The 26177-nt window shown below is 41.3% G+C and carries 17 protein-coding genes, 1 tRNA gene, 3 rRNA genes and 2 pseudogenes; 4 read left to right on the forward strand and 19 right to left on the reverse strand.

Annotated features, from left to right (window positions below):
* Positions 1-208 precede the first annotated feature (208 nt).
* Positions 209-1132: an ADP-glyceromanno-heptose 6-epimerase gene (gene rfaD, locus L4F92_RS00170; protein ID WP_250351194.1), complete on the reverse strand. Its 924-nt coding sequence runs from the start codon at positions 1130-1132 to the stop codon at positions 209-211.
* 136 nt (positions 1133-1268) lie between these two features.
* On the opposite strand from rfaD, the gene deoC reads away from it, so the two are divergent.
* Entirely contained in the window at positions 1269-1943 is a 675-nt protein-coding gene (gene deoC, locus L4F92_RS00175; protein ID WP_250364606.1) for a deoxyribose-phosphate aldolase, read from the forward strand.
* Positions 1944-2028: 85 nt separating this feature from the next.
* On the opposite strand, the gene L4F92_RS00180 is transcribed toward deoC, so the two are convergent.
* Together L4F92_RS00180 and L4F92_RS00185 are read right to left on the reverse strand one after the other, a co-directional pair.
* Entirely contained in the window at positions 2029-3867 is a 1839-nt protein-coding gene (locus tag L4F92_RS00180) for an ABC transporter ATP-binding protein (protein ID WP_250351195.1), read from the reverse strand.
* A gap of 156 nt (positions 3868-4023) precedes the next feature.
* Positions 4024-5070, reverse strand: coding sequence for a glycosyltransferase family 9 protein (locus L4F92_RS00185; RefSeq protein ID WP_250363776.1), 1047 nt, complete (start codon positions 5068-5070; stop codon positions 4024-4026).
* Positions 5071-5163: 93 nt separating this feature from the next.
* On the opposite strand from L4F92_RS00185, the gene L4F92_RS00190 reads away from it, so the two are divergent.
* The gene (locus tag L4F92_RS00190; RefSeq protein WP_250363777.1) at positions 5164-5901 is read left to right on the forward strand and encodes a 3-deoxy-D-manno-octulosonic acid kinase; all 738 of its coding nucleotides are present in this window, start codon (positions 5164-5166) and stop codon (positions 5899-5901) included.
* A gap of 38 nt (positions 5902-5939) precedes the next feature.
* On the opposite strand, the gene L4F92_RS00195 is transcribed toward L4F92_RS00190, so the two are convergent.
* The 10 genes from L4F92_RS00195 to ltnD form a co-directional block, all read right to left on the reverse strand.
* Entirely contained in the window at positions 5940-7739 is a 1800-nt protein-coding gene (locus L4F92_RS00195; protein WP_250363778.1) for an alpha/beta hydrolase, read from the reverse strand.
* 12 nt (positions 7740-7751) lie between these two features.
* Complete coding sequence (locus L4F92_RS00200) at positions 7752-9047, reverse strand: phospholipase (RefSeq protein WP_250364607.1); 1296 nt, start codon at positions 9045-9047, stop codon at positions 7752-7754.
* 106 nt (positions 9048-9153) lie between these two features.
* Positions 9154-10620, reverse strand: a complete 1467-nt coding sequence (locus L4F92_RS00205; RefSeq protein WP_250363779.1) for a GntT/GntP/DsdX family permease — start codon at positions 10618-10620, stop codon at positions 9154-9156.
* Positions 10621-10629: 9 nt separating this feature from the next.
* A complete protein-coding gene (gene denD / locus L4F92_RS00210) occupies positions 10630-11577 on the reverse strand; it encodes a D-erythronate dehydrogenase (RefSeq protein WP_250363780.1) in 948 nt (315 codons plus the stop codon).
* A gap of 51 nt (positions 11578-11628) precedes the next feature.
* Positions 11629-12348, reverse strand: a complete 720-nt coding sequence (locus L4F92_RS00215) for an MIP/aquaporin family protein (protein WP_250363781.1) — start codon at positions 12346-12348, stop codon at positions 11629-11631.
* Between the two features lie 56 nt (positions 12349-12404).
* Complete coding sequence (locus L4F92_RS00220; protein ID WP_250363782.1) at positions 12405-13091, reverse strand: cyclase family protein; 687 nt, start codon at positions 13089-13091, stop codon at positions 12405-12407.
* Between the two features lie 108 nt (positions 13092-13199).
* On the reverse strand, positions 13200-13982 hold the full coding sequence (otnI, locus tag L4F92_RS00225) for a 2-oxo-tetronate isomerase (RefSeq protein ID WP_250363783.1): 783 nt from the start codon (positions 13980-13982) through the stop codon (positions 13200-13202).
* 2 nt (positions 13983-13984) lie between these two features.
* Complete coding sequence (gene otnC / locus L4F92_RS00230) at positions 13985-14617, reverse strand: 3-oxo-tetronate 4-phosphate decarboxylase (protein ID WP_250363784.1); 633 nt, start codon at positions 14615-14617, stop codon at positions 13985-13987.
* Positions 14614-15855 (reverse strand): 3-oxo-tetronate kinase, encoded by a 1242-nt coding sequence (gene otnK / locus L4F92_RS00235; protein WP_250363785.1) that lies wholly within the window; start codon positions 15853-15855, stop codon positions 14614-14616. The genes otnC and otnK overlap by 4 nt, the downstream gene beginning before the upstream one ends.
* A gap of 1 nt (position 15856) precedes the next feature.
* On the reverse strand, positions 15857-16765 hold the full coding sequence (gene ltnD, locus L4F92_RS00240; protein WP_250363786.1) for an L-threonate dehydrogenase: 909 nt from the start codon (positions 16763-16765) through the stop codon (positions 15857-15859).
* Positions 16766-16937: 172 nt separating this feature from the next.
* Between ltnD and L4F92_RS00245 the strand changes: the two genes are divergently transcribed.
* Positions 16938-17696 (forward strand): DeoR/GlpR family DNA-binding transcription regulator, encoded by a 759-nt coding sequence (locus L4F92_RS00245; protein ID WP_250364608.1) that lies wholly within the window; start codon positions 16938-16940, stop codon positions 17694-17696.
* Between the two features lie 267 nt (positions 17697-17963).
* Here the strand turns inward: L4F92_RS00245 and rrf are convergent.
* The 6 genes and pseudogenes from rrf to L4F92_RS00275 form a co-directional block, all read right to left on the reverse strand.
* Positions 17964-18079 (reverse strand): 5S ribosomal RNA (gene rrf / locus L4F92_RS00250).
* Positions 18080-18192: 113 nt separating this feature from the next.
* Positions 18193-21091, reverse strand: a 23S ribosomal RNA gene (locus tag L4F92_RS00255).
* Between the two features lie 205 nt (positions 21092-21296).
* Positions 21297-21372: transfer RNA gene (locus tag L4F92_RS00260), tRNA-Glu, on the reverse strand.
* A gap of 90 nt (positions 21373-21462) precedes the next feature.
* Positions 21463-23006: ribosomal RNA gene (locus tag L4F92_RS00265) — 16S ribosomal RNA — on the reverse strand.
* Together the 16S, 23S and 5S rRNA genes with 1 tRNA gene alongside form the textbook arrangement of a ribosomal RNA operon.
* 344 nt (positions 23007-23350) lie before the next feature.
* The gene (locus L4F92_RS00270) at positions 23351-24001 is read right to left on the reverse strand and encodes a TfoX/Sxy family DNA transformation protein (RefSeq protein ID WP_250363787.1); all 651 of its coding nucleotides are present in this window, start codon (positions 23999-24001) and stop codon (positions 23351-23353) included.
* Positions 24002-24368: 367 nt separating this feature from the next.
* Positions 24369-25444 (reverse strand): annotated as a pseudogene (locus tag L4F92_RS00275) (IS1595 family transposase).
* Between L4F92_RS00275 and L4F92_RS00280 the strand changes: the two are divergent.
* Positions 25444-26081: pseudogene (locus tag L4F92_RS00280) on the forward strand (IS1595 family transposase). The pseudogenes L4F92_RS00275 and L4F92_RS00280 sit on opposite strands and share 1 nt — an antisense overlap.
* Positions 26082-26177 lie beyond the last annotated feature (96 nt).

A 26177-nucleotide genomic window follows, 5' to 3' on the forward strand; every position in this document is an offset into this window, starting at 1 on the left:
AAATTATTTGTGTAATCGCGCAATAATTTCATATCGTAGAGGCGGACCTATGTGTCCGCCCACTCAAAATCACGTTTTCCCACCGCACTTCTATTTGTGCTAAAAATAAAAATGCGGTAGAAATTTTGACAATTTTTTAAGACAAATCCTATTTATTTCGGGCGAACACACAGGTTCGCCCCTCATTTCATTTAATTGCGTAGTGATGTTATTTATTCAACCACGCCATATATTCGCTAACACCTTCAGCAACAGGTTTGAACGGTTTGTCATATCCTGTGGCACGCAGTTTACTGAGATCGGCTTGGGTGTATTCTTGGTAGCGGCTCTTCAAATGTTCTGGGAATGGAATGGTCTCAATTTGTCCTTTGCCGTGGAATTTTAATACTGCTTGTGCCACTGCCTCAAAACTTTCCGCATTGCCTGTTCCGCAGTTGTAAATCCCCGAAATGCCGTGTTGCCAGCACCAAATATTTACCGCAGCTACATCGCCAACATAAACAAAATCACGCAAGAAATGTTCGCTGCCTGCAAATAATTTTGGATTTTCACCTTTCAAAATTTGGTTATTAAGGTGGAATGCCACGCTTGCCATACTCCCTTTGTGCTGTTCTCTTGGCCCATAGACATTGAAATATTTAAAACCACACACAGGTGAAGTTGCCTCTGGCAAGATTTTACGCACATATTCATCAAATAAGAATTTAGAATAACCATATACATTTAGCGGTTTTTCAAATTCACGCGCTTCGACAAAGGTTTTGCTGTCCCCATAAGTTGCCGCACTTGACGCGTAGTAAAACGGAATTTGACGCTCTAAACAATAATGCAATAATTCTTTGGAATATTCATAATTATTTTCCATTACGAATTTGCCGTCCCATTCGGTTGTGGCAGAACAAGCACCTTGGTGGAAAATGACATCAATATCACCTAAATCATCACCCGCCATAATGGATGCGATGAAATCATCTTTATCACAATAATCGGCAATATCTAAATCCACTAAATTGACAAATTTTGTGCCATCTTTTAAATCGTCCACCACTAAAATATCCGTGCGCCCAATCTCATTTAACGCTTTTACGATATTACTGCCAATAAAGCCTGCGCCGCCAGTTACAATAATCATTTTTCAATCCTCATTTGATTTTACTATTGGCGTTTATTCTAAAGGATTTTGCCAATAAGGGCTAAAGAAATTTCGCGCTCACCCCCTCTTTTAGGTTATGATATAGCACAAATTCAGCCAAGATTAAGGATATATGATGCAACCACAAGATATTGCAAAATACATTGACCACACAGCCCTTGCTGCGGATAAAACGCCACAAGACATTCTTAATTTATGCCAACAAGCAATAGCACATCAATTTTGCTCCGTGTGTATTAACTCGGCGTATATTCCTCTCGCAAAACAGGCACTTGCACAAAGTGCGGTGAGAATTTGTACCGTTGTTGGCTTTCCTTTAGGGGCAAGTTTAAGCCAAGTGAAAGCGTTTGAAGCGCAACAAGCAATTGCTCAGGGCGCAGATGAAATTGATATGGTCATTAATGTAGGGTGGGTAAAATCTCAACAATGGCAAGACGTGGAACAAGATATCGCAACGGTACTTTCTGCTTGCCAAGGAAAAACCTTAAAAGTGATTTTAGAAACCTGTCTCTTAACCAAAGAGGAAATCATCAAAGTCTGCGAAATCTGCAAAACACTCAAGGTGGCTTTTGTAAAAACCTCTACTGGTTTTAGCACAGGCGGTGCAACTGTTGAGGACGTTACTTTTATGAAGCGCATTGTCGGTGATGAAATCGGTGTAAAAGCCTCGGGTGGCATTCGTGATACCGCCACGGCTATTGCAATGCTTAATGCGGGAGCAACCCGCTTAGGAGTAAGTGCGGGAGTGGCAATTGTGAAAGGAATAAATACACAGGAAAATGGGTATTAATTTTCTTTGAACAGGGTTAAATTGCTTTAATTATAAAAAAGCAAGATTACTCAATAATCTTGCTTTTTATCATCATAGGCTAGCATTATTCTTCACTCAAAAAGCCACCGCTTTGATGATGCCACAATTTGGCATAAAGCCCATTTTGGGCGAGTAATTCATTGTGCGTGCCTTGTTCCACAATTTGTCCTTTATCTAATACGATAAGACGATCCATTGCGGCAATGGTAGAAAGGCGGTGAGCAATTGCAATCACGGTTTTGCCTTCCATCATTTTGTCTAGGCTTTCTTGAATCGCTACTTCCACTTCCGAATCTAAGGCGCTGGTGGCTTCATCTAATAAAAGAATAGGTGCATCTTTTAACATCACACGAGCAATGGCAATCCGCTGACGTTGTCCCCCAGAGAGCTTCACACCACGCTCACCGACGTGTGCGTCATAGCCTGTTCGACCTTCTGCATCACTCAAAAATGGGATAAATTCAGAGGCTTCAGCACGTTGCGCCGCTGAAAACATTTCTTCATCACTCGCTGTTGGGCGACCATAAAGAATATTTTCTCGCACAGAACGGTGTAATAAAGAAGTATCTTGGGTCACTAAACCAATTTGGCTACGTAAACTTTCTTGGGTTACCTCGCATACATTTTGCCCGTCAATCGTGATTTCACCGTGATTTGCCTCGTAAAAACGTAATAGTAAGTTCACAATGGTGGATTTTCCTGCCCCAGAACGCCCAATCAATCCCACTTTTTCCCCGGGTTTAATAGTGAGATTAAAATGGCTGAGTAATGGTTTTTGCGGATCGTAGGAAAAACTTACATCATTGAAATGAATTTCACCTTTGCTCACTTTTAATGGCAATGCTTGCGGTTTATCTACAATAGTATGCGGTTTAGTGAGCGTATTCATACCATCATTGACGGTACCAATATTTTCAAACAAACGTGCGGATTCCCACATAATCCAACGGGAAATAAAATTCACACGCAATGCCATTGCAATGGCGGTGGCAATCGCACCAACCCCAACACTGCCTTGCTTCCACAGCACAATGCCAAGGATCGCCGTGCTGAGGGTTAAGGTAATATTGGTGGCGTAAGTGATGGTATCTAAGGAGGTAGCTAAACGCATTTGTGCGTGTACCGTTACCATAAATTCTTCCATAGAACGTTTGGCATAACTGGCTTCTCTAGCCCCATGTGAGAACAGTTTTACTGTGGCGATATTGGCATAAGAATCGGTAATCCGCCCTGTCATTAATGAACGGGCATCCGCTTGGCGCTCGGCAGTTTTAGCTAATTTGGGAATAATAATGCGTAAAATAGTAATAAACGCAACAACCCATAAGGCAAAAGGCAATAAGAACCACGCATCCAATGCAGCCAGCACAATACCTGAGGTGATGAAATACACAACAACATAAACCATAATATCGGCAATGGTCAGTACGGTATCGCGTACCGCTAGGGCTGTTTGCATCACTTTAGCTGAGACACGCCCAGCAAATTCATCTTGATAGAAACTCAGGCTTTGTCCAAGCATTAAACGGTGGAAATTCCAACGTAAACGCATTGGAAATACCCCTTGCAAGGTTTGTAAGCGAACTGCTGATGCGCTGAACGACCAGAACACACTAAAGATCAACAAGCCTGCCATTGCTAAAAGCCAATGACCTTTTTCTTGCCACAAGGCTGCTGGCGTGTATTTCCCAAGCCAATCCACTACGATCCCCATAAACTGGAACAACACCGCTTCCATCACCCCCGTTCCTACAGTAAGCAACGCAAGCAACAAAATCCAGCCACGCATTCCTTCCATATTCGACCAAATAAAGCGAATTAAGCCTTTTTCGGGCGTTTTTGGCGATTGCTCTGGATAGGCATTTAGACGGCTTTCAAACCATTCAAAAATTTTATTAAACATCGTTTTTCCTAAAAATAAAAAGACAGGTTCGCAAGATAAAACAAAAGGATAAGTGCGGTGAAAAATTGAGAGATTTTCCACCGCACTTTATTTTTGCCATTCGCGAACGCAAAAATCGGCGTATTATAGCGAATGCTTGGCTATTTTTTAACAGTTTTATTTCACAAAACCAATCTGTCGCATTTTCTCTAACACCTCTGCCACAGAAATTTGTGTCATTAACTGCTTGCCTTTCAGTTTGGTTGCCCAAGGTAACTGATGGGAAGGTTTGCCGAATTCTTGCTGAGCATTTTGTTCATACACGGAAACTACTTCTGATAAATTATAATAAGGCCCTGTTCGCAAGGGATTATGATAAGCATACAAGCCAATAACTGGCGTACCCTGTGCAGTCGCAATATGGGCGGGGCCACTATCAGGTGCGATCAGCAAATCAACCATTCCAATCAGTGCGGCCAATTCCACTAATGAGGTTTTTCCGCTCGCATTTACTGGTTGAAAATCACACAATGCGATGATTTTTTCAATCATTGCTTGCTCTCTAAATGCTGTTGATCCACATAAAATCACATTGATATTTTGACTGTGTGCAATATTGGCAATTTCAGCATAGCGTTCGGCCAACCAATCTTTTTCCAATTTACTTGAACAAGGAGAAATGAGTAGATTTTTTCTTGTTGGATCAATAAATTGTCGAACCGCAGAGCGTTCTTTTTCCCCAATCCCTAAATCCCATTTCGGATTATCCACAGGCAAGCCCAAATAATCCACAAAGGCCCAAAATCCTGCTAGAACGTGCGGATTATTCGGCTCATTAATTTTACGATTGGTAAATAGCCATTGCCCTTCTCGCGCACGATTTTGACTAAATCCAACTTTATAAGTGGCTTTAATACCTAAGGAGATCATTGAAGCACGCAATGCGGTTTGCATATTCAATAGCACATCAAAATGTTCATTACGCAATGTTTTCCATAACGCCCAAATGCCTTTCCAGCCAGTTTTTTTGTCATAAGGAATAAAGCGAATACCTTTCACATTTTGCAATAACTGACTTTCTGTTTTGCCAACAATCCAAGTAATTTGGGTATTTTCCCAATAACGTTGAATTTGTTGCACTGCCGACAAGGCATTGCATACATCACCAATGGCGGAAAGGCGTAAAATACAAATGGATTTTGGGGGCGAGGAAAAAAGTGCCATAGATTTACCTTCGTTTTTCTGTTTAATATAGCATTCTTTTTTATTTTCAGTAGAATGTTTTCATTCATCTATTCTATAAGAAATCAACCCAATATGCTTGAACTGCAACAGCAAAACCAATATTTTATTTTTAATCTGGAAACACAACCTGCGGAGCCAAGCCTCTATTTTGAACCGCAATTTTGGCAGCAACAACAGCGTATTCTTGGTTCGGCCAAAGGGCGGGGTATCACTTGGTTCGTAAAAAGCGCCGATCTGTTTGGCGTGAATGGGGCTTTACGTCATTATTATCGCGGTGGTTTATTAGGCAGACTAAATAAAGATCGCTATTGGTTCAGCGAGCTTCAGCACACGCGTAGTTTCGCTGAATTTCATCTGTTAAATAAATTACATCAAGAGGGGTTACCCGTGCCAAAACCGATTGGCGCAAGAATTATCAAAGGCAAAACAGGTATTTGCTATCAAGCGGATTTGCTCAGTGAAAAAATCGAAAATGCACAAGACCTCACTGTGCTGTTACAACGCCATAGTTTGCCTGCTGAAAGTTGGCAACAAATCGGGCAATTAATCCGCCAATTACACGACCGACAAATTTGCCACACCGACCTCAACGCCCATAATATTCTAGTACAACATTTCGCCACGCCAGAACAAAAATATTGGCTATTAGATTTCGACAAATGCACAGAAAAATCGGGGAATAGTTGGAAAGCCAAAAATCTCGCCAGATTACACCGCTCTTTTAATAAAGAGGTAAATAAACGAAACATTTTCTTTAATGAGAAAAACTGGCATATTGTTTTACAAAGTTATAATGAGAATAAGATCTAAAAAGGGGCAACAGCCCCTTGCCTACTGATTAAATTTTACTAAGCCAAAAACCGTCCAATAACTTGTCCGCCAACTAAAATCCAGGCCATTAGCATTGAAGTAAAAAACACGCCTAGATAAATATATCCTGTTTTGAGATAACACCAATGATTGATCACAATGAATACAATAAATTGTGGGATAATCACAGCAAGCATCATCATCCAGCGCCCACCAAATTGTGGTAACCCAATGAGATCAAATCCCGGTCCGATTTGCATAAAATCAGGAATGAAGTGGAATAGCCATAAAATAACTAAGCCACTGACAGCAAAGATAAGCGTTTTTATCGACCACATCATTAATGTCGCAGAAAATGTTTTCTGTAATGGTTGTTTCATTTGCACGCCAATGATCAACCCATTGAAAACGAAGAAAAAGAATAAAATAGGTAACCAATAAATAAAAAACAATTCTGCTCGTTCAATGGTGAGTGGCTTTAACAGTGGCCATAGGAAACGCAATTCTACACCTAACCAAGCGTGTAAAAAACAAGTTAAAACATAAAGATAACCTACTGCAATCATACTTAATAATAACGTGCGTAACACTAATGAAATCAAACTAATACTCGCTTGATTAAGAAGTCCCAATTCCTGTAATGAAATCGTTTGATTGGCTTTTTTCCATAATACAAAAAAGAGTAAATTTATGACCGCACTTACAAAAAGCCAGCTAATAATACCATTTCCCATTTCAAGTGGCATAAAGCTGAATTTTGCTGCAATCGGTTCATTGGCACCGCCCCATTGGGTAAAAATAGGGTAGAGCAACATTGTAAGTACAATATTAATTCCAGCAAAATACCACCATTTCTTACAAGAGAGTGCGGTTTTCTCAGAAATTTGCTGAGTAATTGCAGAAAAATAAGGTCGTTTTAATAATCCATTAATTAAAAATAATGCTGAGAGAACTGCACTAAATAATGCAATTAAGCCAGAAAATTCTTTGTACCAATAAGTTTGCTGGTCAGGATCAATCCAATCCTTATCTTTCACGCCATTTTGTAGTGCTTGGTTAAACCATAAAATCGCTTCTTTATTACTTTGTTCTGCAATCATCACGCCAAGGTGTGTGCCATTCACTAAAGCGGCACGCCTTGCACTTCCATTCTCAAAAGAACCGTAGGTATGATCCCATTTTAATTGGGCATTGTGAGGCAAAGAAAAAGCATTTAAGCGAGCTGAATTTTTTACTAACTCTTTGACAGGAAAAGTTTTTTCACGGTAACCTCCTATTTCTTCGTATAATCCCTGTGTGAGTAGATAATTATGCAATTCAGGATCACCACCATGACTACTTAATCCATTTACCGCTTTATGGTCAGGATTTAATTTTGCCACACGAATAGCGTTTAATGCCCCTGTGGAATGGCCGAAAATCCCAAGCTGATCTTTATTAACAAAAGGTAACGTTTTTAAATATTGATAGCCATTATTGGCACCACTAATGGTTTTATTGGACGCAGGTAATTTGGTGGAATAACCGTGTCCAAAATGATCGATTGCAAGGACAACAAACCCTCTTTTCGCCAACTCTAATGCACCAAAAGTATTTGTTGCTTCTTTATCACTTTGATAACCGTGTAGCGCTAACAAGGCGGGTTTTGGTGCTTGAGCTGTGGCAGAAAGTGGACGATAAAGTTTTGCCACCATTGGTTGTTTTTCTTCTGTGGGAATCGTGATTGTTCGTACATCAATACGCCCAAAATCACGCTCAATTTGAAAACCTAAGTAAGAAGACAATCCTGCAATGATAAGAAAGATTAAGGCAATGATATAGTTCGTTTTGGTGTTCATTATTTGTTTCCTCTATGGTTTAATGGCTCTGCGTTGCGCTAGCAACCAATGAATTATTTCGGGGCTGTTAAACACTGCATCCCAAGTGTTATGTGGATTCGCATTTACAATGCCGTTATCACCTGCCTGTTGCATAGTAAATTCGGTATATTTCACATTTGGTGCATTGAGCTTGTCGTGCAAAATGTGGTAATTAATCCTAGAGCCATTCACTGGGGAAACCTTGTCTTCTTTACTATGAAAAAACCAAATATTTTCATTTTTGAGCATTGCTAAATTAGCCACATTCGCATTCCCCTCCATCCACTCTAATGTATTCGCTTCTCGCCCACTCATTAATAAGGCTCCCGCAAAAAAGTGCGGTCGTTTTTGCAAAAGTTTTAATGCCCCTTCTGCGCCACGTGACAATCCAATTAAATAAATCCGTGTAGGATCGATTTGCGGTTCATTCTCTAAAGTGCGATCGATCATTTTGAGCAATAAATCAAGGCGATTATCAGTTTGCCAATGAATACCACCTTGTGGTTCAAAGGGATCAAATACCGTCTGATATTGTGGAGCAAGTACAAACCCTGCTTCATAAGTTAAGGTTGCAATAGCACCTTTACTAGACAGTAAATGAGCAAGATTATCTGTTCCCACTTGCCCTGAACCGTGTAGAAATAGGGTGAGCGGATAAGTTTGATTAGTATTAAGTTGTGGACGATAAAAGCGATAAGCTAATTGATTTTCATCAGAATTTCCTTCCACTGTTTTGGCAATAAATTCATCAAGATAAGGTGTATGGATCATTGCTTGACTGGCTGATTTCTTAATACTTGTTTTATCTAAGGTTTTGCCATTCGTTAATTTAAGCAGACCAGTTTGTTCAACGGTATAAATTAATCGATCATTGTAATATTCAGGAACTTTTGAGCGTTGGACTTTTTCCACGGAAATAATCTTGCCATTTTTATCCTTTGCTTGAAATCTCATTGGTTGTGCATTTTCTTCGCGTAGCCTATAAGGAATGGCATTTTTATCTTGGGTATCTAGCTCAATAATAACAAATTTCCCAGCCTTTGCTTGATAAGCTTTTTGCGCTTGATGATTAACATAGGCTTTCAACACAGTCCGAGAAATTGGTGCTTGTTGATCCAATGTGGTTTGAACCCGATAAAGCTGGCGTAAGTTTGATCCCGATAAAATATTGTCTTCATACTCTAAGGCGATGCCACTAATTTTTTGCCCTTGTTCAGTAATCTCACCAATTAAGCTCATTTTTATAGGTTTATCCAATGGTGTGGGCTGATCATTGGCATTAACCATATTTAGCCCACATAAAAAACTACAAAATAAAACACCGCACTTTTTCATATTTCCTCCATAAGAAAAATTCCGTGTATTGAAAACAACACACGGAATTTATGTAACGTTAAAGTTGTTTATTTTGTCTATTGACATACAACAAAATGCCCCCCAATACGCCAAGAGGAAGAATTAAATCGAAAATAGAGCCATCATTTCCCCAAATTAGATTTGCGCAAATCACCATAGAACCCCCTATAGCCCAAGCGATAGTAGTAGGAACAGACCACACAATCATTTGTTTTTTCACATCACTAATGCCCATCATTCGATTTACCACCCAGAATAAACTGTCATTGAAATAACCGAAAAAGAGCGATCCCATTGTGGCAGCTTGTGCAGCAAGTAACATATTCACCCCCGGAATTTGCGCTAAAATCGGTGCTGAGATAGAGGCAGCGGTAATCATCGCCACGGTGCCAGAACCTTGAATAAAGCGAACAAGTGTTGAAACAATAAAAGGAATTAAGATAGGGGAAATCGGTAAGGCTGCTACTTGTTTGGCTAACTCAGCCCCTGCACCACTTTCACGTAATACCGCACCTAATGCGCCACCGGCACCTGTTACTAATAAGATAATCCCTGCCGTTTTTACCCCTTCTTCTAAATGAAGTGCGGTGGTATTTTTATCTACATTTGGCAAGAGTGCATAAACAGAAATTAATACACTAATCGCCAGAGCGATGATTGGATGCCCAAGGAAGACAAAGGTTTGATAAATTACGTTATGTGATAATTCTGGAGCGCTTTTAGCAATTAAATCTAAAATCGCTTTGATAAAAATTAACACGATTGGCAATAAAATTGGCAGCAAAGAAAGCCCTAAACTTGGTAGATTTTTCTTTTCGCGACTTTCAATGTAGTCATCATATTTTTGTTTAAGTTCTTCTTGAGTGAAAACCTGTTGATTAAAGTCAGGATATTTTTTATCAAGCCATTTTGCATAGAGAACGATACCAATAACCGGAAATGCGGCCATTGACATACCAACCAATAGCATTGCCCCAATATCCACATTAAATAGCCCAGCAACGCCTAAAGGACCCGGTGTTGGCGGCACAGTATGGTGCGTTACCACTAGTCCTCCTGCAAGTGCAACGCCGAGTGTAAGTAGAGAACGTTTACCATTTTTAGCTAAAGCTTTTGCTACGGGGTATAAAATCACAAAAGCAGAATCTACAAAAATGGGGATACTCACAATATAACCGGTGATCGCTAATGCCCATTCTTCCTTTTTCTTACCAAGTATTTTGATAAAACTATATGCCATTTTTTCGGCCGCACCCGATACTTCTAAGATGCTTCCCATCATTACGCCTAAACCGATCACAATTCCGATTCCCCCTAAGGTGCCACCAAATCCTTTGGAAATCGCCCCTAAGGTTTCTTGAGCCGTCATTCCACCAATTAATCCAGCAATGGAGGACGCAATTAACATCGCAATAAAGGCGTGAACACGGGTTTTCAGAACTAAATAAACCAGTACAAAAACAGCGATAATTAAGCCAATGATTGGCGTAGGTAAACCAAACATATTGTCTCCTTACATATCGTATTGAATGAATTGATGAATGACGGATTTAAAATCCTTATCTGCTTTAAAACCTAATGCCAATACTTTATGGTTATCAATTTGCGCAGGCCAACTTGCTACAATGTCATTGATTTGTGGATCAAATTGGTATTTAACATACTGTAAAATGTCTTGACCTTTTATTTCCGCAAGGTTAGCTAACATTTCTTTCACTGAAATGCTAAAGCCGGGTAAATTCACAATATGCCAACTCCGTTCTGGTAATTTGGCTAATTGCAAACAATGAATGAAGTTATCCACGACAGTATTAGGGCTAGAGAGCCATAAACCGAGATCGTCTGAAACGGGACAAATACTCTCTTCGCTATGTAACGGTTCACGCATTATGCTACTTACAAATGAAGATGCCGCTTTATTCGGTTTACCCGGACGAATACAAATGGTGGGTAAACGTACTACTAAACCATCGACAAAGCCTTTACGGCTATAATCATTAATCAATAGCTCACACATTGCCTTTTGTGAACCATAAGTAGATTGTGGTGTTACGGCTGTACTATCAGTAATCACCGTAGGTAATTCACCACCAAACACCGCTAAAGAACTGGAGAAAATAAAACGAATATTAGGGTTATTTCTCCGACATACTTCTAATAAATGACGAGTAGCAAGAAAGTTAATTTCATAACCTAAATCAGGATCTTGTTCTGCGTGGCTACTCACAATAGCAGCCAAATGAAAAAGTGCGGTGGTTTTTGTGTTAATGATTTCCTCTAGCCCCTGCGGTTGACGTAGATCCATTTCGATACAACGTACTCTTGAATCATTATTTGGCGCAATAGGTTTGACGAGATCAATTAATACCAGTTCTTCAATAGGAAGTCTGGTTTGTGTGAGTAAGGCTTTTGCTAAGCGTTGTCCAAGGAATCCTTGCCCGCCAGTAATGACGATTTTCATTGTGCGCTCCTTTTATGAGAAGTGAATATATATTTCATTGCGACGAATAAATTAAGAGGCAAATAATGCTCGGTATAATAAAGCGGCTAAACAGGCGCCGATTATGGGGCCAACAATAGGCACCCAAGCATAGTCAAAATGCGAACGCCCTTTATTTTTAATAGGTAAGCAGTAATGCACTAATCGCGGCATAAAATCTCTTGCTGGATTAATTGCATACCCTGTCAGACCGCCAAAAGACATTACGCCCCCTGCTACCGCAGCAAAGACAAAAAACATTGCCATACCATTAGCTGGAATTTGATGTCCTAAGGCAAATAAGATGAATAATAATGAGAAAGTGGCAACGGCTTCAGACAGACAATTACGCCAATTATTTTGGTTAGATGCAATGGTTGCAAACACACCTAATTTGCTATTTTGATTATCTTCTTCATCTAAATGATCTTTAAATAACAGCCAAATTATTACTGCACCGATAAAAGCACCAATGCACTGAGCGAGAATATATCCCGCAATTAAAGATGCAGGAAAACGCCCTACTGCCCAAAAGCCAATGGTAACAGCAGGATTAACGTGCGCCCCAGTTAGCGGCCCAAAGATAACAGCAATAGAAACCATCGCTAGTCCCCAACCACAAGCGGCGACAATACCACCACTACCATACATTCCTGATTTTTTTAAGGAAATATTGGCGCAAACGCCTAACCCTAATACCATAAAAAAGGCCGTTCCTACCAATTCACCAAGGTAAAGGTTCAAATTTTCCATAATGACCTCCTTCTGCAAGAAAAATAGATGCACCTTACAGCACATCTATTCACCGATTATTCCAACTCAACAATGCAAGTTACTTGGCTAGAATCAAGCCCCGTAATACGCAAGGGTGCATTAATAAACTGCACAATCTTCGCATTATGTGGTAGCTCAGCTAGGTGCATATCTTCAATCACCGTAGTAAAACGTCCGGTGTGATAACCTAAAATGGCTTGATGGCAATGTTTCGGATTTTCACTGTCTGGTATGCGTGATGATGGTGAACCTAAGGCGAGGAAATCAATACCAACACCTTTCAAATTTGGAAAAGTATCAGATAAATATTTTCCTGCGCTGGTGGCAATATAAGGGCCTTCATTTTGATAAAGTGCAGGATTTTCTGTACGATATTTTTCAAATCCTGTACGTAAAAAAGCAAAAGAGACTTGAGATAGCATCTCAGCATAAGGTTCTAGATCTTCTTTAGTGATCCCTTCTGCCTCTCTTTTGGGTATTTCAATTAATGCGACTTTTTTGTGGCAAAAATAATCTATCGGTAATTCATTAATGCTCAACCCATCCTTTACAAAATGACGTGGGGCATCCATATGTGTGCCACAATGATTCGGTATTTCACTAATAAAACTACTAAATGGACAGTCTTCCGTAACATCTGTACATCTTGTTACTTTTACGACAGGTTCTCCTGGCCAAGCGACGTCTTTCGGATCAAGAGGGTGAGATAAATACATAAACATAGTTGTCTCCTTATTATTGGCTAAATGACAAGATGAAAGCACCCAACGCACTGGCTTTCACCAGTACGCAAATAAATCTAATAAGAGAATGAAAATCTGATGTACTAACTAGTTATGGCGATAAGGAATAAACCAGCCTAGCCCTTCTTCTGTGTTTGCTCTTGGTTTATATTCACACCCGATATAACCTTCATAACCCATCGCATCTAACTTATCAAAGAGGTATTGATAGTTAATTTCTCCTTCATCAGGCTCAACGCGATCGGGAACAGAAGCAATTTGGATATGTGCAAATTTACCCGCCAGTTTGTCCGTTAAGCGGGATAAATTGCCATCTACATTTTGTGCGTGAAAATAATCTAACTGAACAAACACATTATCGCGATTAACCAATTCAACCACTTCTAACGTATCGTATTGGCTTTTCAGTAAGTAATTGGGTTTGACTTCCGGGCTAAGTGCCTCAAGTAGCACTTTAATGCCGTAAGGCTTAAATTTATCCGCCGCATAGCGTACATTTTCAATAAATATCGCTTTATACGCTTCACGATCTTTCCCCTCAGGAACAACTGCCGCCATAACGTGAATATTCGGACAATGTAAGGTAAGGGCATATTCCAACGCTAAATCAATATCACGGCGCGCATCATTTTCTCGCCCTGGAATTGCTGCAATGCCCCATTCCCCTTGGCTAACATCACCTGCTTGCGTGTTAAATAACACTTGTTTTAAACCAAATTGATCTAAACGTTGTTTTAATTCTATGGCTGGATATTCATAAGGCCACAAATATTCTACATATTTGAAACCGGCTTTAGCTGCTGCTTCAAAACGATCTAAAAATGGCACTTCATTAAACATCATTGTGAGATTTGCTGCAAATTTCGGCATAATTATTTTCCTCTGTTTTCTAAATCTTTTACTTCCATATCAGTGAGATAACGGATATCGTGTCCTTGTAAGATAAAGAACAGTTTAGCGGTCTCTTCCAATTCTTCCGTGTTATCCACCGCATCAACCAAGCTCGTTCCCGTCACAACAACACCGTGATTAGCAAGCAAAAAAGCGTTGCCTGATAAAGCTCGCTCCCCTAATTCACGCGCAATATTTACATCACCGGGGCGATAATAAGGAATTACAGGTAGCTTACCGACTCGCATAACATAATAGGGAGTAAAGGCACGCATTGCGTTGGTTGGATTTAATCCCTCCAAACAAGAAAGTGCGGTTAAATAAGTGGAATGAAGATGAACAACCGCATTACATTGCGGATTGTTCTGATACAGCGCCAAATGAAACACATATTCTTTAGAAGGTTTATCACCAGCCAGCCAATTACCTTGCATATCCACAATAGAGAGTTTTTCAACATCTAATCGACCTAAAGAAGAGCCTGTTGGCGTCACTAAAATCCGATTTTCATCTAAACGAACAGATAAGTTTCCAGCCCCACCCACACTATAACCTCGTTCATAAAACGAACGGGCAAGATTTACCATTTCAATTTTTTGTTCTCGCTCTGTCATACTGCCATTCCTTGTGCAAACTCAAAGAAATCCACTTTGCCGAAATTACCCGATTTCAACGCAAGATAAATAGGTTCTTCCAGCGCTTTTAGCCAAGGCACACCCGGAGCAATTTGTTTACCAATATGGAAGCCACTAAAACCAAGTTGTTGCACCACGATACTCGAAGTTTCGCCTCCAGCAGTAATGAAATTGGTCATCCCTGCATTTTTGAGTTTTTTAGCTAAACATGCGAAGGTTTGTTCAATCGCGTGGCTAGCACGTTCTGCACCAAATTGCTGCTGAATGGCTTTTAACTGCTCGGGTGGCACGGTGGCGTAAATCATAGGTGCGAATGGCGACTGCAAATTTGATATCGTCCATTGATATAAGGTATCTACATAATCAGGCTGATGAATAGCCTGTTCTACATTAAGAAATAAGTGCGGTGCTTTTTTCTGATAATTTTCCACTTGTTGATTAGTCATTACAGAACAAGAGCCAGATAACACCACCGTTTTTCCTTTTTGTGGAACAAATGCGTTTTCTCCTTTCTTTCCTCCGCTTAAACGTGCCGCCATATAAGCGCCTAATCCTGAACCGCCTGTTACTAATTTGAACTCAGTAACAGCTTCTGCCAGCACAGCAAGTTGTTGATTATCTACCGCATCAACCACCGCATAGCGGTAACCTTGTTGCTTTAATTCAGCAAAGCGTGCTTTAACCTGTTCACTGCCTTGAATCACATCTGCATAAGCTACTAAACCTGTTTTTCCTTGTGCCTGAGCATCCATTAAACGTAACAAATTGGCATCTTTCATTGGCGTAATGGGGTGATGACGCATCCCCGATTCATTGAGTAGCACATCACCTACAAACAGATAACCATTGAAAATAGTTCTACCGTTAATCGGCAATGCTGGGGTAATCACGGTAAAATCATCATTTAACGCGTTCAACAAAGCATCAGTTACCGGACCGATGTTCCCTTTTGCGGTACTATCAAAGGTGGAACAATATTTAAAATAAAACTGTGAGCAGCCATTTTGTTTTAACCAATCTAATGCGTGTAACGATTGTTGAATTGCTTCATCAGCTGGATTGGAACGAGACTTCAAACTAATCACAATGGCATCAACGCTGTCTTGCAAAGATTGTGTTGGTACACCATTCATTTGCACGGTGCGAAGTCCATTTTCAACAAGGAAACTGGCAATATCGCTCGCGCCAGTAAAATCATCTGCAATCACCCCTAACATCTTAATTCTCCTCTTTTTTTGGCAAGGTAATGCCACTAAAAATTTTGATGACCGCGCTATCATCTTCTTTACCATAGCCTGCATTACTCGCTTCGGTAAACATTGAATAAGCGGTACTCGCTAAATGAAGTGGAAAATGGAGGGATTTCGCAGTGTCATTCACTAAACCCAAATCTTTAACAAAAATATCAACCATTGAAAGTGGCGTGTAATCCCCCTCTACAACGTGTTTCATTCGATTTTCAAACATCCACGAATTTCCTGCTGCATTGGTCACAACATCGTACATCAATGCAAGTGGAATACCTGCTTTCGCAGCCAACGCCATTGCTTCAGCACCTGCGGCTATATGTACCCCCGCTAAAAGCTGATGAATAATTTTTACCGTTGCGCCTAACCCAATTTCTTCACCAATGTTATAAACCTTACCGGCAACGGCATCTAACACCGGTTGCAATTTATCAAAAGCCTGTTTTGAACCTGATGCCATCACAGTCATTTCCCCTGCACTTGCTTTTGCTGCACCACCAGAAACTGGAGCATCTAGCATTAACAAATCTAATTCTGTTAATTTTTGTGAAATTATTTTTGCATCTTGTGCAGAAATAGTAGAAGAGACCATCACTGCTGTTCCTGGTTTTAAATACTGAGCTAAGCCATTTTCCCCAAATAATACCGCATTCACTTGTGTAGCATTGACCACCAATAAAATGACAGCATCTAATTGCTGTGAAAAATCCACCGCACTTTGACTCACCGCTTTCGCACCATATTGTTTTAAGGTTTCTAAGGCGGCAGGGTTGAGATCTACACCATAGGTATTTAACCCTGCATTCACGCAAGATTTCGCTGCGCCCATTCCCATCGCACCTAAGCCAATAACTGCAACTGAATAATTTTTCATTCCCATTCTCCTCTGCAATAATGATTAAGATGCAAGTCATTTTACCTATTCTGAAATAAAAAACTGCGACAAAGATCACAATATTTAACATTAAATGTTAAATATTGTTAATTCATTAAATAGGATTTTTCTGAGAAAGACTTTATAATAGGGGAAATTAATCCTTTCGGAGTATGTGATGATTCCTGCAGAGCGACAAAAACAACTGCTTAATCTTATTCGACAGCATAATATTATTAGTATCGCACAATTAGTCGAAGCACTTGGCGTATCCCATATGACAATCCGCCGAGATATTCAAAAACTAGAGCAAGAAGGGCGTGTGGTTTCCGTTTCTGGTGGTGTAAAATTATTAGAACATTTATCAGATGAACTTACTCATAATGCAAAATCTTTACTCTCTACATCACAGAAAGAAAATATCGGTATTTGTGCCGCCCAATCCATTCCACAAAATACAACAATCTATTTAGATGCCGGCACGACAACGCTGGAAATCGCCCATCGAATTATTGATAGGGAAGATCTCTTGGTGGTTACCAATGATTTTATTATCGCAGATTTTCTAATGAAAAATGGACAATGTGAGTTGATACACTGCGGCGGAACGGTAAATAAATCTAATTATTCTTCAGTGGGTGAGTTAGCAGCCCAACTCTTAAGGCAACTGGCTATTGATATTGCCTTTATTTCCACCTCCTCTTGGAATTTAAAAGGGCTTACTACACCAGATGAAAACAAACTGCCAGTGAAGCGCGCGATTTTGCAATCTAGCCAACGGAAAGTTTTAGTATCAGATTCGTCTAAATACGGAAAAAGTGCAACCTTTCATATTTGTGCATTAAATGAATTTGATCGAATTATTTCCGATCAGGATTTATTAGACAATGCACAAAAAGCCATTCTAGAAATGAAAATTAATTTAGCATTAGTGTGATCCTATGCCTTAATCAATAATTTATTTGAGATATAGAAGATAAGGTGATTTTCCTTTTTCTATAATCGTTTAAAATGAAAATAAGACAAGGTGACAGCGACCGCTACGTACAACTAATACATACATAAGGGGCTAGTAATAACCATATTATTTTTATTTGAAATGACTATAGCCTATTCATTCTCACTGATACTTATCTGCTTTTATCCCCTCTAAATACAAAAAACGCCACTGAGTTCCCTCAATGGCGTTCTTCTTTCATTCAAAACCTGGCGGTGCCCTACTCTCACATGGGAAGCTCCCACACTACCATCGGCGTTACAGCGTTTCACTTCTAAGTTCGGCATGGATTTAGGTGGGTCCACTGCACTAACGCCGCCAAGATAATTCTTTCGCTTATCTAAAGCTTATCTCTCTTATCTACAGACTTCAAAGCATTCCGCTCTAAAATCCCTACTCTCTCAATCAAAAACAAGCCAAAACCCTTGAGTGTTGTATAGTTAAGCCTCTCGGGCAATTAGTACTGGTTAGCTCAACGACTCACATCGCTTACACACCCAGCCTATCTACGTCTTAGTCTCAAACAACCCTTACCAACTTAAAGTCGGGGAGAACTCATCTTAAGGCAAGTTTCGTGCTTAGATGCTTTCAGCACTTATCTCTTCCGCATTTAGCTACCCAGCAGTGCCTCTGGCGAGACAACTGGTACACCAGTGATGCGTCCACTCCGGTCCTCTCGTACTAGGAGCAGCCCCTCTCAATTCTCCAACGCCCACGGCAGATAGGGACCGAACTGTCTCACGACGTTCTAAACCCAGCTCGCGTACCACTTTAAATGGCGAACAGCCATACCCTTGGGACCTACTTCAGCCCCAGGATGTGATGAGCCGACATCGAGGTGCCAAACACCGCCGTCGATATGAACTCTTGGGCGGTATCAGCCTGTTATCCCCGGAGTACCTTTTATCCGTTGAGCGATGGCCCTTCCATTCAGAACCACCGGATCACTATGACCTGCTTTCGCACCTGCTCGACTTGTCTGTCTCGCAGTTAAGCTTGCTTATACCATTGCACTAACCTGACGATGTCCGACCGTCATTAGCAAACCTTCGTGCTCCTCCGTTACGCTTTGGGAGGAGACCGCCCCAGTCAAACTACCCACCAGACACTGTCCGAACACCCGTTTCAGGCGCTTCGTTAGAACATCAAACGTTAAAGGGTGGTATTTCAACAACGACTCCACGATAACTGGCGTTACCGCTTCATAGTCTCCCACCTATCCTACACATCAAAATTCAAGGTTCAGTGTCAAGCTATAGTAAAGGTTCACGGGGTCTTTCCGTCTAGCCGCGGGTACACCGCATCTTCACGGCGATTTCAATTTCACTGAGTCTCGGGTGGAGACAGCCTGGCCATCATTATGCCATTCGTGCAGGTCGGAACTTACCCGACAAGGAATTTCGCTACCTTAGGACCGTTATAGTTACGGCCGCCGTTTACTGGGGCTTCGATCAGGAGCTTCTCTTTCGATTACACCATCAATTAACCTTCCAGCACCGGGCAGGCATCACACCCTATACGTCCACTTTCGTGTTTGCAGAGTGCTGTGTTTTTAATAAACAGTTGCAGCCAGCTGGTATCTTCGACTGGTTCATGCTCCATTCGCAAAGAACTTCACACTACGCCAGCGCACCTTCTCCCGAAGTTACGGTGCTATTTTGCCTAGTTCCTTCACCCGAGTTCTCTCAAGCGCCTGAGTATTCTCTACCTGACCACCTGTGTCGGTTTTCAGTACGGTTTAGTAAAGCCTGAAGCTTAGTGGCTTTTCCTGGAAGTGTGGTATCAGTTACTTCAGCTCCTTAGAGCCTCGTCATCATCTCTCTGTGTTGACAGTAGACCGGATTTGCCTAGTCTACCCACCTACCAACTTAAACGTACATCTCCAACAGTACGCTAACCTAACCTTCTCCGTCCCCACATCGCAGCTTTACCAAGTACGGGAATATTAACCCGTTTCCCATCGACTACGCTTTTCAGCCTCGCCTTAGGGGCCGACTCACCCTGCCCCGATTAACGTTGGACAGGAACCCTTGGTCTTCCGGCGAACGGGTTTTTCACCCGTTTTATCGTTACTTATGTCAGCATTCGCACTTGTGATACGTCCAGCAAACCTCTCGATTCACCTTCTTCCGCTTACACAACGCTCCCCTACCCAACAATCTTTCGATTGATGCCGCAGCTTCGGTACTATATTTTAGCCCCGTTACATCTTCCGCGCAGGCCGACTCGACTAGTGAGCTATTACGCTTTCTTTAAATGGTGGCTGCTTCTAAGCCAACATCCTAGCTGTCTAAGCCTTCCCACTTCGTTTCCCACTTAATATAGATTTTGGGACCTTAGCTGGCGGTCTGGGTTGTTTCCCTCTCCACGACGGACGTTAGCACCCGCCGTGTGTCTCCTGTGCAGTACTCTTTGGTATTCGGAGTTTGCATCGGTTTGGTAACCCGGGATGGGCCCCTAGCCGAAACAGTGCTCTACCCCCAAAGGTATTCACACAAGGCTCTACCTAAATAGATTTCGGGGAGAACCAGCTATCTCCCGGTTTGATTGGCCTTTCACCCCCAGCCACAGGTCATCCGCTAATTTTTCAACATTAGTCGGTTCGGTCCTCCAGTTAGTGTTACCCAACCTTCAACCTGCCCATGGCTAGATCACCGGGTTTCGGGTCTATACCTTGCAACTCATCGCCCAGTTAAGACTCGGTTTCCCTTCGGCTCCCTTATTCAGTTAACCTCGCTACAAAATATAAGTCGCTGACCCATTATACAAAAGGTACGCAGTCACCCCAAAGGGCTCCCACTGCTTGTACGTACAGGGTTTCAGGTTCTATTTCACTCCCCTCACCGGGGTTCTTTTCGCCTTTCCTTCACAGTACTGGTTCACTATCGGTCAATCAGGAGTATTTAGCCTTGGAGGATGGTCCCCCCATCTTCAAACAGGATTCCTCGTGTCCCGCCCTACTTCTCGTAAGCTTAGTACCACACGCGATTTTTCAGATACGGGGCTATCACCCTGTTTCGCTTGACTTCCCAGTCAATTCTCCTAAATCACTCGCTATCACTTACTGGCTCCTCCGCTTTCGCTCGCCGCTACTCACAGAATCTCGGTTGATTTCTTTTCCTCGGGGTACTTAGATGTTTCAGTTCTCCCGGTTCGCCTTGTTTACCTAGTTTATTCAGTAAACAATGATAGGTTCTTCACCTATCGGGTTTCCCCATTCGGACATCGTGGGTTAAACGCTTCTTATCAACTCACCCACGCTTTTCGCAGATTAGCACGTCCTTCTTCGCCTCTGATTGCCAAGGCATCCGCCCTGTACGCTTTCTCACTTAACTATACAACCTCAAGGATTTTTTTCCTTAAAGCTATCATCGTCATTCGTTGAGAATCGCTTACTTGCTTTTGTTCAAGTAAGTCTTCTTCTACTCAGACTTCTTCAATTCAGTGATAAACTTTATTATCACCGGCTTGAAAGTCTCTTCAGTTTTCAGCTTGTTTTTACATTGTTAAAGAGCAATTCGCTATAAGATTAGCTTTATATGGCGTCCCCTAGGGGATTCGAACCCCTGTTACCGCCGTGAAAGGGCGATGTCCTAGGCCTCTAGACGAAGGGGACTACATATAAAGGTAATCTCTACTACATCCTTTGCTTCTCATTGTCTAACATCAATCAACCAATCTGTGTGAACATTCGTCTTCTCTTCGGTAAGGAGGTGATCCAACCGCAGGTTCCCCTACGGTTACCTTGTTACGACTTCACCCCAGTCATGAATCATACCGTGGTAAACGCCCCCCTCTCGGTTAAGCTATCTACTTCTGGTACAACCCACTCCCATGGTGTGACGGGCGGTGTGTACAAGGCCCGGGAACGTATTCACCGCGACATTCTGATTCGCGATTACTAGCGATTCCGACTTCATGGAGTCGAGTTGCAGACTCCAATCCGGACTTAGATGCACTTTCTGAGATTCGCTCACCCTCGCAGGCTCGCTTCCCTCTGTATGCACCATTGTAGCACGTGTGTAGCCCTACTCGTAAGGGCCATGATGACTTGACGTCATCCCCACCTTCCTCCAGTTTATCACTGGCAGTCTCCTTTGAGTTCCCATCTCTACATGCTGGCAACAAAGGATAAGGGTTGCGCTCGTTGCGGGACTTAACCCAACATTTCACAACACGAGCTGACGACAGCCATGCAGCACCTGTCTCAAAGCTCCCGAAGGCACAGTCTTATCTCTAAGACCTTCTTTGGATGTCAAGAGTAGGTAAGGTTCTTCGCGTTGCATCGAATTAAACCACATGCTCCACCGCTTGTGCGGGCCCCCGTCAATTCATTTGAGTTTTAACCTTGCGGCCGTACTCCCCAGGCGGTCGATTTATCACGTTAGCTACGGGCGCCAAGCTCAAAGCCCAACCCCCAAATCGACAGCGTTTACAGCGTGGACTACCAGGGTATCTAATCCTGTTTGCTCCCCACGCTTTCGCACATGAGCGTCAGTATCTCCCCAAGGGGCTGCCTTCGCCTTCGGTATTCCTCCACATCTCTACGCATTTCACCGCTACACGTGGAATTCTACCCCTCCCTAGAGTACTCTAGTAAACCAGTCTGAAATGCAATTCCCAAGTTAAGCTCGGGGATTTCACATCTCACTTAATTTACCGCCTGCGTGCCCTTTACGCCCAGTTATTCCGATTAACGCTCGCACCCTCCGTATTACCGCGGCTGCTGGCACGGAGTTAGCCGGTGCTTCTTCTGTGACTAACGTCAAATCAACGTGCTATTAACACGTCCACCTTCCTCATCACCGAAAGAACTTTACAACCCGAAGGCCTTCTTCATTCACGCGGCATGGCTGCGTCAGGGTTCCCCCCATTGCGCAATATTCCCCACTGCTGCCTCCCGTAGGAGTCTGGGCCGTGTCTCAGTCCCAGTGTGGCTGGTCATCCTCTCAGACCAGCTAGAGATCGCAGGCTTGGTAGGCCTTTACCCCACCAACTACCTAATCCCACTTGGGCTCACCTTATGGCTAGTGGCCTTGCGGTCCCACTACTTTAATCCTCAGATATTACGCGGTGTTAGCCATCGTTTCCAATGGTTATCCCCCTCCATAAAACAGATTCCCAAGCATTACTCACCCGTCCGCCACTCGTCAGCATCGAAAGCAAGCTTTCAACCCGTTACCGTTCGACTTGCATGTGTTAAGCCTGCCGCCAGCGTTCAATCTGAGCCATGATCAAACTCTTCAGTTTAATCTCGCTCAATGAATACATAACGTTATATTCTTTTCGAATTTCAAGTTAAGCATCATTGATTTCTAAATTTTAAATCTTTTTGAAAATCAACGAATGCCCACACAGATTGTCTGATTGATTGTTAAAGAGCAAAAAAGAACGACGCGATTTGTATCATCTTAATTTCTACAACGTCGCGTCGTTGTGTGCGGCGTATTATAGACATCTCGAAAATCTTTGCAAGTCTTTTTTTACAAATTTTTACAAAAAATTTTAAAAATATTGCAAGTGATTATTTAGAAAACAAAGTGCGGTGAAAAAACTTACATTTTTGTTTATATTCCACCGCAATACAGCAAATATTAATCCTTAATAGGATCAATCGCTCTCATTCCTTCTTTAGCAAGGGCTGCATTTAACGCCTCTAATGCTTTTTCTTTTTCCTCTTGTGTAAGCATCATTGCGTGCTTTCTTAAAGAAGCCGCTTTTAGATTCCAGAAGAAGTGTAAATTAACACTGAACCCTGCTTTTTTAAGTGTTATATAGCAGTATTCAGCGCCCGCCTTTAAAAAATCATCAAAAGAACGAATCCCAATTTTATTTAAAAGGCGCTCGTGTCTAACAGATAAGTTCACTCGACCTCGAATTAAATCGACCTTTGCCATTTCTTTCTGATTTCTATCTTCTTCTATTTGCTCAATTGACCATAGAATCAGAGATTTATATAAATCTTTATTTTCTCTAACTTTATCAGGAAGAAGATAAAAATTTATACCGCAAGAAACCGGCTTTTCAGAATGTTCCATATAAGGTATTGCGCCTTGGCTCTCCAAATATTGCGCTAATTTCCCAACAGCTCTTAGATAAAAGCAATTATCTTGGAATAAACCAAACATTGATTTTGCCTGAAAAATTCCATAGCTATTAAACACGCCTTTCGCAGACACTTCCCCAATAAGTTCACTGAGTTCTTTTCTAATTTCAAATGTTAGAGTGCTAGTAATACTCATCATACATCTCCTCGCATTTCGGTTAATTATTAAAGTGGCTAAAGTTATATCACATAAAATGTCTCTTTTTGATGAATATTTTCAACTAATTATCATTTTTGCGACACTGATCGTAAATCTACAACATCATCCCCTTTTAGCATCTAAAACACGATAGAATAGTTTCCTTTTCCATCTTTTATTTAAATGGTATTTTCTACTTAATTTTGAGTATATTTTCAAAAATTTTGGAGGTATGGACAAAATTGAGTCTGATTTCCCAATAGCGTAACCCTAATAAACATTTTTGATGTCTGCTATGGTTTTATTTAACTTCGATGATAAATAAAATCCTTTATAAATATCATTCTTAAATAGATTTTCTTTGCCATTACATTATCAATCTTTCTACTTGTCGATGATTACCTTGCCAACAGCCTTTCCAGCAATTGTCTGATAAAGTATTTAGGCATTTGCTGGTAATATCATTAAAAAGGGCTAAGTTGTCTAGCTTACGAGTATCTTCACGATAGGCGACTTCGTTGGCATAGTTATCAAGATACACATTACTCATTTTGTGAACTTGTCCGTAATACATACATTTGAACCGTGCGAAGTAACTTTCGGCAAGGTTATTCGTAATCCCTTCATCACTACGGTATTCACGTTGATGATTTACTCGCTGCAAATCGTAATTTACTATGAGTTCATCGTAAGCTGAGTTTTCGTCCGCATGAATACGACTGTTTGGCTCAATATAGGCATCGGCTAGTTTCTTCACGGTTTCGGTATTCTCTGAGAGAATCGGAAAGGTGATAGTTTTCTTTGCCCCCACTAATTGCAGATTAGCCGCAGTTTACTGTTCGGAATAACGCTCACTCATAACTAATACCGCACGTTTATTTAGATTAGCATTAGCTTTTAACAGTCTATCCACACACTCACTTTTCTTATTCTTTGGGCGTGGGGCGGAATACACATAAGTGCCGTCAATATGGACTTCGCCTGGCAAGGGGAATAGCTCACGTTGCACAATCAGACTTTCACGAATTTTATGTGCCAACGTAAACGCCGTTTTGTACTGCACGTTCAAATTACGAGAGAGTTGGCAAGCTGAAATCCCTTTTACCGCATTCACAAATAAAGCGATAGCGAATAAATAAGTTTGAATTGGCAACTTATGATTCGCAAAAATTGTGCCTGACGTAATGCTAAAAGTATGCTTACAATGTTTGCAGCGCCACTGTTTACGAGTAGAGATGAAATAGGCTTGATGTTGTACACACCACATTTAGGACAAACTTGTTCATTTTTACTTATCCAGCGTAATTCATGCAATAAAGAAAATACAGCCGCATCAGATAGACGGGCTATCTTAAGCGGACTTAATTGTCTTGCAGAGCTAGATAATAAAAGGGGCTGTCCTAGATAACGACTAAAAACTCTATTTAGGTTAGAATGAACCAATGAGAAAAAGTCGTCTAAGTCAGCATAAACAAAATAAACTCATTGAGCTATTTGTAGCAGGGGTTACAGCAAGGACTGCAATGTAAACAAAACGACAGCAGCATACTACTTTCATCGTTTACGCCTGCTCATCTATCAAAATAGCCTACACTTAGAAATGTTTGAAGGTGAAATTGAAGCCGATGAAAGTTATTTTGGTGGTGCCCGCAAAGGTAAACCTGGTCGTGGCGCGGCAGGGAAAATCGCGGTATTCGGGCTCCTTAAACGCAATGGCAAGGTTTATACCGTTGCGGTTCCGAATACTCAATCAGCCGCCTTGTTACCTATTATTCGAGAGAAAGTAAAGCCTGATAGTATTGTTTACACCGATACTTATCGTAGTTATGATGTGCTTGATGTGAGTGAATTTAGCCATTTTCGTATCAACCACAGCACACATTTTGCTGAAAATCATAACCACATTAATGGAATTGAGAATTTTTGGAGCCAAGCAAAACGCCATTTACGCAAATTTAATGGCATTCCTAAAGCCCATTTTGAGCTTTATTTAAAGGAATGCGAATGGCGTTTTGATTACAGTGACATAAAAACTCAAATTTCCATTTTAAAACAACTAGTTAAAGGGAGTTTGGTCTAGTTATCTAGAACAGCCCCTTTTTTTAATCAAGCCAGTCTCATTATCTAGTACAATTCCAAAATCTCTCTAATTCAACCTAAATTTTTCTGCGTTAAT

This window comes from Avibacterium sp. 21-595, assembly GCF_023611905.1.
Lineage (GTDB): Bacteria > Pseudomonadota > Gammaproteobacteria > Enterobacterales > Pasteurellaceae > Avibacterium.

What these genes read in the sequence shown, in the direction of transcription:
- rfaD (WP_250351194.1), bottom strand. Translation starts at nt 1,132, where the DNA reads ATGATTATTGTAACTGGCGGCGCAGGCTTTATTGGCAGTAATATCGTA.
- deoC (WP_250364606.1), top strand. Translation starts at nt 1,269, where the DNA reads ATGCAACCACAAGATATTGCAAAATACATTGACCACACAGCCCTTGCT.
- L4F92_RS00180 (WP_250351195.1), bottom strand. Translation starts at nt 3,867, where the DNA reads ATGTTTAATAAAATTTTTGAATGGTTTGAAAGCCGTCTAAATGCCTAT.
- L4F92_RS00185 (WP_250363776.1), bottom strand. Translation starts at nt 5,070, where the DNA reads ATGGCACTTTTTTCCTCGCCCCCAAAATCCATTTGTATTTTACGCCTT.
- L4F92_RS00190 (WP_250363777.1), top strand. Translation starts at nt 5,164, where the DNA reads ATGCTTGAACTGCAACAGCAAAACCAATATTTTATTTTTAATCTGGAA.
- L4F92_RS00195 (WP_250363778.1), bottom strand. Translation starts at nt 7,739, where the DNA reads ATGAACACCAAAACGAACTATATCATTGCCTTAATCTTTCTTATCATT.
- L4F92_RS00200 (WP_250364607.1), bottom strand. Translation starts at nt 9,047, where the DNA reads ATGGTTAATGCCAATGATCAGCCCACACCATTGGATAAACCTATAAAA.
- L4F92_RS00205 (WP_250363779.1), bottom strand. Translation starts at nt 10,620, where the DNA reads ATGTTTGGTTTACCTACGCCAATCATTGGCTTAATTATCGCTGTTTTT.
- denD (WP_250363780.1), bottom strand. Translation starts at nt 11,577, where the DNA reads ATGAAAATCGTCATTACTGGCGGGCAAGGATTCCTTGGACAACGCTTA.
- L4F92_RS00215 (WP_250363781.1), bottom strand. Translation starts at nt 12,348, where the DNA reads ATGGAAAATTTGAACCTTTACCTTGGTGAATTGGTAGGAACGGCCTTT.
- L4F92_RS00220 (WP_250363782.1), bottom strand. Translation starts at nt 13,091, where the DNA reads ATGTTTATGTATTTATCTCACCCTCTTGATCCGAAAGACGTCGCTTGG.
- otnI (WP_250363783.1), bottom strand. Translation starts at nt 13,982, where the DNA reads ATGCCGAAATTTGCAGCAAATCTCACAATGATGTTTAATGAAGTGCCA.
- otnC (WP_250363784.1), bottom strand. Translation starts at nt 14,617, where the DNA reads ATGACAGAGCGAGAACAAAAAATTGAAATGGTAAATCTTGCCCGTTCG.
- otnK (WP_250363785.1), bottom strand. Translation starts at nt 15,855, where the DNA reads ATGTTAGGGGTGATTGCAGATGATTTTACTGGCGCGAGCGATATTGCC.
- ltnD (WP_250363786.1), bottom strand. Translation starts at nt 16,765, where the DNA reads ATGGGAATGAAAAATTATTCAGTTGCAGTTATTGGCTTAGGTGCGATG.
- L4F92_RS00245 (WP_250364608.1), top strand. Translation starts at nt 16,938, where the DNA reads ATGATTCCTGCAGAGCGACAAAAACAACTGCTTAATCTTATTCGACAG.
- L4F92_RS00270 (WP_250363787.1), bottom strand. Translation starts at nt 24,001, where the DNA reads ATGATGAGTATTACTAGCACTCTAACATTTGAAATTAGAAAAGAACTC.